This window comes from Aquibacillus koreensis, assembly GCF_025154055.1.
Taxonomy (GTDB): domain Bacteria; phylum Bacillota; class Bacilli; order Bacillales; family Amphibacillaceae; genus Aquibacillus_C; species Aquibacillus_C koreensis.
The window spans coordinates 61340-75653 of the sequence record NZ_JAOALK010000049.1 but is presented as its reverse complement, the minus strand read 5'-3'; the positions used below and the strand labels follow the sequence as shown (position 1 = coordinate 75653).

At 35.2% G+C, this 14314-nt stretch carries 11 protein-coding genes; 8 read left to right on the top strand and 3 right to left on the bottom strand.

What is annotated here, in order from left to right:
* Positions 1-115 precede the first annotated feature (115 nt).
* Positions 116-592, bottom strand: a complete 477-nt coding sequence (locus tag NYQ66_RS14335) for a divergent PAP2 family protein (RefSeq protein WP_311202024.1) — start codon at positions 590-592, stop codon at positions 116-118.
* 179 nt (positions 593-771) lie between these two features.
* On the opposite strand from NYQ66_RS14335, the gene NYQ66_RS14330 reads away from it, so the two are divergent.
* The 8 genes from NYQ66_RS14330 (at position 772) to NYQ66_RS14295 (ending at position 12061) form a co-directional block, all read left to right on the top strand.
* Positions 772-2598, top strand: a complete 1827-nt coding sequence (locus NYQ66_RS14330) for a MotA/TolQ/ExbB proton channel family protein (protein WP_259870394.1) — start codon at positions 772-774, stop codon at positions 2596-2598.
* Positions 2591-3289, top strand: coding sequence for an OmpA family protein (locus tag NYQ66_RS14325; protein WP_259870393.1), 699 nt, complete (start codon positions 2591-2593; stop codon positions 3287-3289). The genes NYQ66_RS14330 and NYQ66_RS14325 overlap by 8 nt, the downstream gene beginning before the upstream one ends.
* A gap of 173 nt (positions 3290-3462) precedes the next feature.
* Positions 3463-4593, top strand: a complete 1131-nt coding sequence (locus NYQ66_RS14320; RefSeq protein ID WP_259870392.1) for a metal ABC transporter solute-binding protein, Zn/Mn family — start codon at positions 3463-3465, stop codon at positions 4591-4593.
* Between the two features lie 59 nt (positions 4594-4652).
* Positions 4653-5660 carry a permease gene (locus tag NYQ66_RS14315; RefSeq protein ID WP_259870390.1) on the top strand — a complete coding sequence of 336 codons (1008 nt, stop codon included), beginning with the start codon at positions 4653-4655 and terminating at the stop codon, positions 5658-5660.
* 11 nt (positions 5661-5671) lie between these two features.
* The gene (locus tag NYQ66_RS14310; protein WP_259870389.1) at positions 5672-6640 is read left to right on the top strand and encodes a TIGR03943 family putative permease subunit; all 969 of its coding nucleotides are present in this window, start codon (positions 5672-5674) and stop codon (positions 6638-6640) included.
* A gap of 290 nt (positions 6641-6930) precedes the next feature.
* Positions 6931-7590: a ribonuclease H family protein gene (locus NYQ66_RS14305; protein WP_259870387.1), complete on the top strand. Its 660-nt coding sequence runs from the start codon at positions 6931-6933 to the stop codon at positions 7588-7590.
* A gap of 281 nt (positions 7591-7871) precedes the next feature.
* Positions 7872-11063 carry a DEAD/DEAH box helicase gene (locus NYQ66_RS14300; protein ID WP_259870386.1) on the top strand — a complete coding sequence of 1064 codons (3192 nt, stop codon included), beginning with the start codon at positions 7872-7874 and terminating at the stop codon, positions 11061-11063.
* A 35-nt stretch (positions 11064-11098) separates the two neighbouring features.
* Positions 11099-12061 carry an MBL fold metallo-hydrolase gene (locus NYQ66_RS14295; protein ID WP_259870385.1) on the top strand — a complete coding sequence of 321 codons (963 nt, stop codon included), beginning with the start codon at positions 11099-11101 and terminating at the stop codon, positions 12059-12061.
* 78 nt (positions 12062-12139) lie between these two features.
* Here NYQ66_RS14295 and NYQ66_RS14290 read toward each other — a convergent pair whose 3' ends face one another.
* Complete coding sequence (locus tag NYQ66_RS14290; RefSeq protein WP_259870383.1) at positions 12140-13258, bottom strand: ABC transporter permease; 1119 nt, start codon at positions 13256-13258, stop codon at positions 12140-12142.
* A gap of 1 nt (position 13259) precedes the next feature.
* Positions 13260-14189 (bottom strand): ABC transporter ATP-binding protein, encoded by a 930-nt coding sequence (locus NYQ66_RS14285; protein WP_259870381.1) that lies wholly within the window; start codon positions 14187-14189, stop codon positions 13260-13262.
* Positions 14190-14314 lie beyond the last annotated feature (125 nt).

Below are 14314 nucleotides of genomic sequence, written 5' to 3'. Positions count from 1 at the left end.
AAAGGTGAAGATAGGAGAGGTAGGGGGATGTCGAGTATTGCGGTTACCCGGGAAATGTTCCACTCTTTATGAAAGAAAATAGTCAGGAATCTATACAAGGACTCCTGACTATCTGTTATATATTATTCTTTGTCTTTTTCTCTATTAAATAACTAATTGCACCAATTGCAATTCCTAAAGCAGCACCACCTGCAACTTCTATAGGTAGGTGGCCAAGCATCTCCTTTAATTCTCTGTCTCGTTTCTTATGATTAATATTTGGATGATCGACAGAAAGTTTTTCTAATTGTTCATCCATATCATTCACAGCAATTGCTATTTGTCCTGTTTGCCACCTTATCCCCATTGCATCATACATGACTATTAGACCAAAAATACTACTAACCCCAAAATGGATAGAAGGTATTCCTTTTTTTAATGCAACATAAGTAGTAAGTGATGTGACAGCAGAGGAATGAGAACTCGGCATATCACCACTACCTATTAATTTTCTCCAATCCCATTTACCAGTCTCGATGTAATGTGTAGGTACTTTCAAAAATTGTGCTGTTCCAATTCCAATTAATGCAGTAGTCAATGCTCGGTTCAACATATCAACACCTCATCCTTTAAGATGGGAAATATAAGTCTTTTTTATTCAAAATCGTGTATGTATATTATAAAAAATCCCTTCAATAAACATGTTTTTGCCATCGGACGAATAATTATAAAGGAAGAGGAAAATCCAGTCTAAGTCGAAATCAGTGTGAAAATAGAAGGGGGATAGCCAACATGGTAGAAGGAATACTTAAATTTTTTGTGAATGAGCAGAAAGCAGAAGCGATTATATCGAATGAACTAATTGAGGTCATTTTTGCCGTATTATTCGTTTCGTTTTTCATAGCTTTGATTATTCACTTAACGCTTTTTTTACGGTTAAGGAGAGTAAGGAATCATTTACGTGAGACGGATCAATTGGATATAGAGCCTGTCAAAGGTATTAAAGAGGAATTTTACCGAAGGCAGCAAGAAGAGCAAGTAAAAGTAGAGACATTTGTTCAAGAGAAATTCTCTGGTTGGCGTATATTTGGTGTACCGTCTATCAGTTTGATTAAAATGGTACAAGCTACGGTCTCGGTATTTATTTTAATTGGTGTGCTAGGAACATTTATTGGATTAACGATGTCATTAGGGAGTATCAGTGCATCTGGAGACCAACTTGTCGAAGATGTCGCGAGTGTATTAGCTGGAATCGACATTGCCTTTTACACGAGTATTGCCGGTATGGGCTTGTCACTAATCATGACCTTACTAATTAAAGGGTTCAATACTGAGTACTTAATGACCGATATAATGTTAAAAGTAGAGTCCTGTTTAGAAGAGTATGATGAAAATGGTATGGGAAACCTTATTAAAGCATCAGAAGCTATAAACCAGTCAATCCTTAGTCTGCAGGAAACGAATCAACAATCGTTACAAAGTATTGTTGAACATTTTAGTGGTTTTAAAGACTATACAAAAGGATTACAAAAATCAGCAGAAGACTTGGCTAAATTTAATGACGGACTAGCACAAAACTTACACGATTTTCAAGTGCTTTTTGACAGTATGCATGGAATGACTGAAGGACTTAATAAAGCGACGGTGAAGTTAAACAAAAACTTTGATCAATTATTTACCTATTTTAAAAAGATGGATGATCGTAATGAGCGAATGGCAACAACTTTTGAACAGACCTATCAAAGAATTAAAGAAGTATCAACCGCACAAATAGAAAACTTATCACACTTTGAAGAAACGACTACCGATTTAAAAGATTTCACGTCGTCTATTTTAGATGCACAAGTATCTGTAAAAGAAAGTATGGAAAACATTAACCGAAAAAACAAAGAACTAGTTAAAGGTCTAGAGGACCATAATAGGGAGTTTAAACGGATTTTCGGTGGAGACCTCAGTGTAAAATTAGAAGGTATTACAACATATTTACGGGAACTCTCAACAGACTTTGATAAACTAGGTGATTCTGTCGTTCATTTACCAGCAGCGTTAGATACCATTCACCAAGCACAAATGAATTATAAAGAATTGTTGACGGACAGATTCGATGAATTAAAACAGTTTAATAAAGATTTCCATAATCATCTAAAAGGACATGCCGCTGATTCGATGGCATTCGAAAAGCACTTACTTGAAGCAACAAACACATATGAACAAGTTGGGAGAAAAAATAATGAATTAATTCATGATATTAATAACACCATTGCACAAATGAACCAGTCATTTAATCAACGAGAAAATCAACTGGAATCGAATCTTAATTTATTAAAAGATACGTTATCGAAATATGTGACGAATTTAGAGGGTACACTAGGTGACCGGTTGGAAAAAGTGGTTCGTAACATTGGCGAATACGTTGATATGACTAATCAATCAATTAAAAAAGAGTTCATGGAATTGCGATTAATTACCGAAGATATACAGCAAAGTAATCAACGGCAAACACAGCAAACGATTGGTGAATTAAATCAAGAAATATACAAGCTAAATAAACACCTGCACGATTTTAGTCAAGAAGCTATGCGACTGAATACTGGAAGAGGTATGAACCGAGATGATTAGTAAATACCAAAAGTTATTCAGAAACGAGCAGGATGAAAGTCATTTTTGGCCATCTTTTACAGACCTGTTGACGTCTATATTGCTTTGTTTCGTGTTGATTTTCATATGTATGATGGTAATCAAATCTCTTCAAATCAAAGAAATGGAAAGAACGATTGATCAAATTATGGGTGTAAGAGCAAATTTAGTGAAAGATTTAAATGAAGAATTTGAAGATTCGCCATTAGGTATTGAAGTCGACGAGAAAACAGGTGCCATTATCTTTAATACAGAAATATTGTTTGAGTTTGATGATTCTGTTTTAAAAGAAGATTCTTTTCAATTTTTAGACGAATTCGTTCCAAGATACTTAGAAGTATTATTTGATAGTGGCTATGAAGAGTATGTGTCTGAAATAATTATTGAGGGACACGCGGATCGAACCGACACGTACTTATATAATCTACAACTTTCACAGGAACGGGCTTACAGTGTAGCCGAATATATCCTTAGTGATAGTTTCCCATACAAAAATATACAACAGCATTTACAAGATAAATTGACAGTGAATGGAAAGTCATTTACGGACGGTAGAACGGATGAAGATGGAAATTATAGTCATGATGCATCAAGAAGAGTAGAGTTTGAGTTCCGATTGAAAGATGAAGAGATTTTAAATAAAACAAGAGAAATATTACAGGGAGATTCGTGACCAAGAGCTTAATTGCTCTTGGTTTTTCATTTTCTATACACTCCTTATAGTGAAAGAGAAACTTGTAATATCAAGTAGTAATTTGTTTTAATAAAACGTAATTATTACTATTTACAAATCGTAACCATTTCGATATAATCACTATGGAATAAAAAATAGGGGGAGAGAAATAAATGAAATTTATCCAGAGCATCTTAGCCATGACAACCATACTACTTATTATGTTAGTGAGCGGTTGTGGAGGAAGTGGTGAAACAGCGAGTTCAAATAGTAATGATGATAGTAAAGAAGTATTAAATATTTATACAACAATTTATCCATTAGAGTACTTCACAAAGGAAATCGGCGGGGATCTTGTAGATGTAACATCTATTATTACTCCAGGAGCAGACTCACATACATATGAACCAACATCTAAAACGATGGTGGACATAGCTAAGTCGGATGCTTTTATTTATAATGGAGCAGAATTAGAAACGTATGCGAAAAAAATAAAAAATGCATTAAAAGATGAGAAGGTATTACCTGTTGAAGCTGCAGAAGGACTCGCATTGATAGCTAGTACGCACGAACATGAAGAAGATGCACACACAGAAGATAATCACGGACATGAAGAAGATACACACACGGAAGATGATCACGGACATGAAGAAGATACACACACGGAAGATGATCACGGACATGAAGAAGACGCACATACGGAAGATGATCACGGACATGAAGAAGATACACACAACGAAAATGGTAATGAACAAGATATACATGATCACAACCACGGTAATGTAGACCCACACGTATGGTTGGACCCAATCCGTGCTATCAATCTAGCAGAAAATATTAAAGATACACTAATTCAACTAAAACCAGATGCAGCTGAGGAATTTGAAGATAACTTCCAAAATTTAAAATCTAGATTAGAAGAATTAGATAACGAGTTTCATCATAAGTTAGAAAGCCTAGAGAGGAATGAAATTCTAGTTTCTCATGCTGCATATGGGTATTGGGAAGAAGCCTACGGTATTAAGCAAATAGCGATTACAGGCATATCACCTTCTGATCAACCTTCCCAAAAACAGTTGCAAAGTGTAATTAACGTGGTTAGAGAACATGATATTAAACACCTCTTGTTTGAACAGAATGTTAGACCTAAAGTTGCTGAAGTCATCCAAACGGAAACAGGGGTAAAATCTCTTGAAATCCATAATCTATCTGTACTAACAGACGATAATATAGAAAATGGTGAAGATTATTTTACATTAATGTATCAAAATCTAGAAGTGCTTTTAAATGTTTTAGAAAGATAGTATGATCATAGGGAAACAACTAAACAAGTTGTTTCCCTAATAGTTTATGGAGGAAAAAAATGAAACGTACACTTCGTATCAGTTTAATAGATTTTACTGGACTTATGTTGTTCGGCTTGGCTATATTTTTAATAACTTTTAGTGAAAACTTGCAACAATATATGAATATACCTTCTTCAGTACTTCATATGAATACTATTTTTCTAAGTATTTTAATAGAAGCACTACCTTTTGTTTTAATTGGGGTTGTGATTGCCGGTATTATTCAAATATTCATCACAGAGGATCATATTAAAAGGTGGATACCTAAAAATACCTTTTTAGCAGCTATTATGAGCTGCGTAGTTGGAGCACTCTTTCCTGCATGTGAATGTGGCATTGTTCCAATTGTACGTAGGTTAATTGCAAAGGGTGTGCCAATTTATGCAGGTATTGGATTCCTTTTAACGGGACCTCTTATCAATCCAATAGTTATTCTTTCAACATATATGGCATTCGGAAATGACTTGAAAATCGCATTGTCACGTATGATTATAGGTTTTTTAATTGCTTTAGTTATAGCGCTTATCATCAGCTTCCTATTTAAAACAAACCAATTAAAAAAAGGACTAACAAGTGCTAACCACATTCATTCAGATGACTCCAATAAAAAACCAATTACAGTAAGAATTGGAAATGTTCTAATGCATGCGGTAGATGAGTTCTTTGATATGGGAAAATACTTAATTATAGGTGCAGTGCTTGCTGCATTCGTACAAACATACGTGTCTTCCGAATCATTAGTTGGAATAGGAAATGGTGACGTTGCATCCAGTACAGCTGTCATGATGGGGTTAGCTTATTTACTATCTCTCTGTTCTGAAGCAGATGCGTTTATCGCAGCATCATTTAGTAATATCTTTCCAACTACGGCTATTTTAGCATTTCTTGTTTATGGGCCGATGATTGATTTAAAAAATACTTTGATGATGTTAAGTGTATTTAAAACTAGATTTGTCGTTATCTTTATAAGCATTGTAACGATTGTAGTATTTAGCACCTTTATTTTAGTTCAAGGCTTATATTAGGGGGGATTATTATGCGTTTAAATATTCAACAAGCGGTTAGAGCGATTATTATACTACTTTTTGCATTATATATTATCAACTTACACTATACGAGAGATATATTAAAACTGATCAACCCAAAATATAACACGATTAGTCAAATTGGTGTCATCATACTACTTATTCTATTTACAGTCCAACTACAGCGGATCTGGTCAACAAAATCAGAACAAGCACATGAATGTTGTAGTGATCACGAACACAACCACGATCATGGAGATAAAAGCATGAACATAAGGAAGTTGATTTCTTATTCTATTATTGTATTACCAATAGTAACAGGGTTTATTTTACCTCCTTCTACATTAGATGCATCCATTGCATCTAAAAAAGGGGTCATGCTATCCATTACCAATAATGCACTAGATAACGAACGTACAGAAGTAGAAGGTGATGCGGACTTAAAAAATCTGCCCGAAAATTCTGCGAGTACACCTGAATCAGAACAAAATATAAAGCCGGAAGAAACACCACCAACCAGCGACAATCAACCAGACCCTAATTTAGATTCAAATACGATGACAGAAGAAGAATATAACGAGATTGCGAGTAATCTAGAGACTGAACCTTCTATAGAAATGAATGACACTGTTTATTCCGCCTATTATGAAGCGATAAGTGCTAATGTAGAAGAATATGTGGGGAAAGAAATTACTTTAAATGGGTTTGTCTATAAGGAAGATAACTTTGAAGAAAATCAGTTTGTGCTAGCTAGATATCTTATTACACATTGTGTGGCCGATTCTACCATTATTGGATTTTTATCTAATTTAGACGATGTAACTCTTATCATGGAGGATACATGGATGGAAATAAGCGGTACGATTTACATTGAAGATTATAATGGCGTACAACTCCCTGCAATTAAAGTGAAAGAATGGAAGGAAATTCAAGAACCTCCACAACCATACCTTTATCCAATTAGTGTATTGATTGAGTAGTAACAGCGAAAGGCGCTTATCGCATAACATAATAACAATATAAGTCTTAAGTGTTAAGTCTTAGGTAAATTACTGCTTGTAAATGCTGGTGCATCCGATACAAACCTTAATTCAATCTGGTTACATTTAACTAACCTAAATATACATGCTGGTATCGGCGATATTAAAGTAGACCTTGTATGAATTCTACTTATGGGTAGAAAATAGATGGATGATATGTACCGAATGTTGAGAGAATAAAGAAATAAACCCATATAAAATCTTGATTATGTTGAAAAGGTGGTAATTGGATGGATGTAAGAATTGAATACATTTATCAAACAGCAAAAGGTGTACAAACAACATTTACTTCGGAAACAATGCGTGTTGCAAAGGCAATATTACTGGCAGAGGATATCGAAAAGACTGGACGCGTCAAAGAAATTACTTTCATAGACGATCAGGACAGTACGTGGACTATAAAAGATTTAAGGAAATATATGAAAGGGATAGAGACAGAAGCCCACGATGTAACGGTATATTTTGATGGCGGTTTTGACATCGATACGTACACATCAGGATTAGGATGTGCTATTTATTATCAACAGAACGGAAAATCGTATCGGCTAAGGAAAAATGCGCTCGTTAAAGAGTTAAATACGAATAATGAAGCAGAATATGCTGCATTACATTTAGCTATTCAAGAGTTAGAATTTCTTGGCGTGCACCATATGCCTGTTACCTTTATTGGTGATTCACAGGTAGTTGTAAACCAGTTGACTGGTGATTGGCCTTGTGTGGAAGAGGAGTTAAACAGATGGGCAGATCGAATCGAAACAAAATTAGAAGCCTTAGGCATTACACCAGAATATCGAAGTGTATCGCGAAAGAAAAATCGAGAAGCTGATCATCTAGCATCACAGGCATTAAATGAAACAGAAATAACTAGTACGATTGAATTGAATCAATGATAATTAATTATTTTATTTGTAATTTGAAAGATCTTTTTCTTTAAAATGGATTTTTAAATATACTTAAAAGTCATGAACCAACCAATGGATTCTTTTCTACTTTTCTAATCGGATTAAACAATAGCAACATCTTGATAAGTACAACTAAATTATTCAACTAGTCTAAAAAAGGGTATTCTACGACAAAAGGATAGCCTTTTTGATTATGAGCAAAAAGACAATATGATATAATTTTGAAATAGATAAAATAAAGCCCTAAAAGAATAATAGGAGGGGCGGACATGAACATTAAAGTAAGCAATAAGAGCATTAAAGAAAGATGTGGGACAGTCTCCTTTAAGAGTGGGGAATCGATATATAAATCTAACAATATTACTTTCCATACTTATAGTGTAGATGTTTGTGAAGCTACTGTTAAGACAACAGAAGACTTTCGCGTAATTATTAAAAAGGCAAGAAATGGTGATTTCTACTCTTCATGTAGTTGTCCGACTTTGGCAGGGTATAAAAAAGATTGTCAGCATGTAGCTGCCGTCTTGTTAGCTATCTATCATCATGAGCGTGGAAATCCTGTCTTGTTAGAAAGCGGCCAAAATGCGTCTGTATCTAATGACTTGATCCATATGTTCCAAGAACCACCCTCACGAACAGGTAAATCTCAACGGCATTTTGAAAATCGAGAAATGGTAGAAGCTGCTTTTACACTTCGACCTGTACCTGTTAGTGATCGAATTCTATTTTCAATAGAAGTACAAATAAATGGAGAACAAATCAATCCAATTAGGACATTTTTAACAGATATGAAAGCTAATCGTCCTTATAAGATTTCTAATCTATTCACGTTTGACCTAGATTTGCATTGCTATTCAGTAGAAACAGATGCAGTAATTCAACAACTCATTGAGATTATTTCTGATGAACAAATATATCTAGAAAAACAAGCACTATTTCTAAGTGATATGCCAGGAAGTCAACTACTTATACCCCCTTCTTCGTGGAAGGCACTTGCACCATTACTAAAAAAAGTCGCAAATATATCATTTTTTGTAGACGGCGGGCACTATAGCGGTTTTAACATGATGGAAGAACAATTACCTCTACACTTTGACTTTCTAAAAAGAGATCACAGTTATTACCTAAGCGTTAAAGGGTTAAACAAATTCGTTATCATGCGTGATTATTCAATTGTTCTTCAAAAGGCAAACATCTGGAATCTATCTGAACAAGATAGTGATCGCCTCCTTGAATTCAAACGAGTGATAGGTGCGATTAACACAAACGACATACCTATTCCTAAAGAACAGATTCCTATTTATTTAGAAAAAGTGGTACCCGGCTTAAAAAGACTAGGTGAAGTAAAGGTCGCTAAATCTTTGCAAAAAAAATGGGAGAAAACACCGTTAGTGGTGAAGCTTTATTTAGACCGTGTTAGTAATCGTTTACTAGCTGGATTGGAGTTTCATTATGGAAGTATAGTCATCAATCCGTTGGAATCTCATCCTCAAACGAGTAACTTGATCAGGAACAAAGAAAAGGAAGAGGAGATTCTTCAAATCATGGAGGATAGTAAGTTCACCCAAACGGATAGTGGCTATTTCCTCCATAATGAAGACTTAGAGTATGACTTTCTAACCTATGTTGTCCCAAAACTACAAAAGCTTGCTCAAGTCTATACAACCACTGCAATTAGGAATCGGATTACGAAAGATTCTTTTTTTCCAAGAATACGGGTTAAATTTAAGAAAGAACGAACGAACTGGCTTGAATATAAGTTTGAACTTGATGGTATTCCAGATGATCAAGTTCGCGAGGTATTAGAAGCTCTAGAAGAGAAACGTAAATATTTTCGACTACGTAATGGGTCCTTCATGTCACTAGAAACAAAAGAATTTCATGACATACAACGTTTTCTTCAGGGTTTACCAGAGCAGAATGGAGATCCAATCAATGGATTACGTATGCCACTTGAGAAAAGCTTAAAATTATTAGATAACGTAGAAAGAAATCAAGCTATTTTCGTAGAGGAATCTTTTCGTACATTTTTAGAACATATTCGACAACCAGGGAGCTTAACTTTTGATGTTCCAGATTCATTATCAACTATTTTAAGAGGATATCAAGTAGAAGGTTTTCAGTGGATGAAAACTTTAGCTTATTACGGTTTTGGTGGCATCTTAGCAGATGACATGGGGCTTGGAAAAACATTGCAAAGTATTGCTTTTATTTTATCAGAACTAGAAGAAAGTCGAACAACTAATCAACCATCACTTATCGTGTGCCCTTCCTCTGTTGTGTACAATTGGCGAAACGAGTTGAACAAGTTTGCACCAGACATAAAGGTATCGATAATAGATGGGAAGAAAAAAGATCGTTTAAGACTACAAGAAAATATGGATAATAATGATCTAATTATTACGTCCTATTCCTTATTGCGTAGGGATGTCCAAGGCTTTGAAAAGCATCACTTCCATTCCGTGTTTTTTGATGAGGCGCAAGCGTTTAAAAACCCAATTACACAAACAGCTAGAGCTGTTAAGAAAATACAATCCACGAATAAATTTGCGCTTACTGGCACACCAGTTGAAAATGCAATCGAAGAATTGTGGTCGATTTTTCATGTTATTTTCCCAGATCTCTTTCTTGGTTTAAAGGAATATAGTCACCTTTCAAAAAAGAAGATTAGAAGCAGGTCTAAGCCATTTATTTTGCGTAGAATGAAAAAAGATGTGTTATCAGAGTTTCCAGAAAAAAGCGAAACCCAAATCTCAGTGGAATTACACCCGGAACAAAAAAAATTGTATGCGGCTTATTTAGCAAAACTCAGACATGATACGTTAAAACATCTGGATCAGGATACGATTCGAAAAAATAAAATAAGAATTTTGGCAGGTTTAACGCGATTACGTCAAATTTGTTGTCATCCAGCTTTGTTTGTTGATCAATATACTGCTGGTTCAGCTAAATTTGACAAATTAATAGAGATGATTGAAGAAGCGAGATTAGCAAAGAGACGGGTTTTAATCTTCTCGCAATTCACAAAAATGCTTGATTTGATTGGTAGAGAATTAGCAGGAAAAGAACGCTCATTTTTCTACCTAGATGGACAGACCCCATCAGAAGAAAGGGTAGAAATTTGCTCTATGTTTAATGAAGGAGAGCGTGACGTATTCCTTATATCCTTAAAAGCAGGGGGAACTGGTTTAAATTTAACCGGGGCAGATACCGTTATATTGTACGATACATGGTGGAATCCTGCTATTGAAGAACAAGCAGCTGATCGAGCTTACAGGATTGGCCAGACACAAAATGTTCAAGTGATTAAGCTGGTAACACGTGGTACGATTGAAGAAAAGATGAATGAATTACAAGGAAAAAAGCGCCAATTAATTGGGGAAATCTTAGATGAAGAGAAGCAAGATGGAGCTTATTTAACAGAAGATGACATCAGAGATATCTTGATGTTGGATAAGTAGTATTCATTTATCCTATTTCATAATGAGGTGGTAATATGTCACAACCAAAATCAATGGGTTATAACATGTCCTTAATTGATCTTTATGACCTGAGTCTAGAACAACGAACTGGTTCCTATATTTTACATGAAAAAGAAATAACAGTTATTGAGACAAGTGCGAGTCCGTCCATCCCGCATTTGCTCAAAGGATTGGAACAATTGGATATCGGCTTAGATGAAGTTAAACATATTATCGTTACGCACATCCATTTGGATCATGCTGGTGGAGTAGGCCTATTGCTGGAAAAATGCCCAAATGCATATGTATATGTTCACCCAAGAGGACAAAGACATTTAGCTGATCCTTCGAGGCTAATCCAAGGCGCAAAAGCGGTGTATGGGGATAGCTTTGATCATCTTTTTGATCCTATTGTGCCAGTTCCAGAGGATCGAATAATAACAAAAAATGATGGAGAAACATTGAAAGTTGGAGAAAATCGGACATTAACTTTTTTTGATACACCTGGACATGCTAAACATCATTTTTCGATTTATGATTCATTAAGTAACGGTATCTTTACAGGCGATACACTTGGGATTCTTTACCCGCCAACAGAAACACATGATTTTGAATTGGTTCTTCCGTCTACTTCACCTAACCAATTTGATCCTGAGGATATGTTACTATCATTAGATCGAGTTGAAGACTTAGGGGTTGATTCCATCTTTTTTGGGCATTATGGAAAAGCACAAAACCCTGAATCTGTTTATGAACAAATTAAATTTTGGCTTCCAAAATTTGTTGAAATAGGGGAGAAGGAATACGATTTGACTGCAAACTTACCGTTTGAAGAAAAGGCAAAGTCTGTGGAGGCTAAATTATATCAGATGATTAGTGAATTTTTAGAGGAAAAAGGTGTTCCATCTTCGGATCATGTACACCAGCATATAAAAGTTGATCTGGCCATATGCGCACAGGGAATTGTTGACTACTTGCAAAAGAAACAAGTAAGTTAAACATAATGATATTATGTAAACTAATATTGTGAAAGGAAACGGGTCGTTAATGAACACGACCCGTTTTTTATCATAATGCTACCTTGTTGCTACAATTGATTTTGTTTTATATAACCATGAACCTATTAGGTAAGCTATTGCTCCCCAAAGAAAAATAATTCCTATTCCTATCCATAGCGTACTTGATGCCAGACTTGTCGAATAGACCATGCTATCTCTTAATCCTTGTGCAAAATAGGTGAGTGGTAAGACATGTGAAACCGGTTGTATCCATTCGGGCATCGTTTCAATTGGGAAAAACACTCCACTTAGGAACATCATGAGAAAACTCACGATATTTGCAACACCCATATAAGCTTCTGTTGTTTTACTGAATGATGAAATAAAATAACCGAGTGCATTAAAAGAAAGTGCTCCAAATAGGAATACGACTATAAGACTAAAAAAGTTAATATAAAGATTCGCACCAAATATAAAGACTCCAATAAGAGAAAGTAGAACGATCTGAATAATACTGAATATGAAGCGCATTGCCATATCGCTAAGACCAAATATACTCATCTTCGCCGGGGTCATTCGAAGTCTTTTTATCAGACCTTTTCGTCGCATCTCTACTAAATCCACCATTCCGAATAACCCACCTTGCGCAATTGCTAAAGCAATCATTCCTGTCAGGAGAAAATCAGTATAATCTAATTCGTTGGTACCAGAAGTAACGGACTCAAATTGTAATTGATAGGTTTGAGTTGCACCTGCAGCACTTAAATTAGCTTGTTGAATTAATTTGTCTAAGATACCTGATAAAGCTTGCGTAGTTGCCCCTTGTTCATTTTCTTTATTGATAATAAGAGAAAGGGAAGTTTCTTCCATTGATGCAGGTAGCACTATAGCTGCATCTACTTCTTGTTCCTCCACCAATTCCTCTGCATCTTCACGGTTAAAAGTTCCCTCTTTGATATCCAAGAGTTCCATTTGGCTAATCTGGCTTAATAACATGTCAGAAGTTTCATTTTGGTTTTCATTTACAACCGCAACTTGGGCTTGAAAGTCCTCGTTCGACTCACCACTGAAGATGACCATAAAAATAACCATAAGAATGACAGGGAAGAAGATTCCCCAAAACCACGCTTGCTTTTCTCGTAATGTTAATTTAAGCTGTGCGAGAAACATCTGTTGAAATTGTTTCATATTATTCATGTTAATCTCTCCACTCCTTACCAGTAAATGCAATAAACACATCTTCTAAACTCATCTCATGGATAGACACCTGTTCGACGTGGTAATTATTTTCCTTGGTAAACTTAAATAACTCATACAAAGTATCTTCAGGCTTTGTCGTCCAAATTTTTAATGATGCTTGGTTTCGTTCTGTACGCGTAACAGACTCTAGTTTGGTCATAAATAGCTCAGCTTGTTCTGCTGCTTCAGCGCCGTCAATAAATGATAAGTGTACTTCTCTTTCTTGTGTAAGCTGTTCAATTAGAGAAGCAGGTGTATCCAATGTCACAATTTTCCCTTGGTCTACAATACATACTCTGTCACTCAGCTTTTCTGCTTCTTCCATGTAGTGTGTTGTAAGTATTGTTGTTTTTCCTAATGCTTTAAGTTGTAAGATAATATCCCAAATGTTGCGTCTTGCTTGAGGGTCTAGACCTGTTGTAGGTTCGTCGAGGAAAATGATTTCAGGGTCACTTATCATGGCTAGCCCAATAGCAAGTCTTTGCCTTTGTCCACCAGATAGCTTTTTGACATGATTATTTCGATGTTCTGTAAGATTGATAAGCTCTAATATTTCTTCTGTTGGTCGTGCACTTGTATAAAATGTAGAAAATAAATTCAGATTTTCTTCTGGTGTTAACAAATCAAACATCGCACTAGATTGTGGTTGGACTCCAATTTTCATCTTAATTTGATCAGCATGTTTATCCCAGTTTAATTCGCCAAATTTAATTTCACCTTGATCTGGTGGAACAAGTCCTTCAATCATTTCAAGTGTTGTAGTTTTACCAGCACCATTTGGACCAATAATTGTAAATACTTCACCAGCTTTTACAGAAAAGCTAATATCATCCACGGCACGAATTGCACCAAAGGACTTCTTTAACTGTTTTACTTCTAAAACGGTCATGTTTTCTCCTCACCTTCATAGCTTCCTCATAACATCTTTATTTTAACAGAATTTAACTATTATACTATTTTTTTCTTTGTAATATTTTAATCGTTAAAATGTATAAAGATTTGAAATATTTGTGT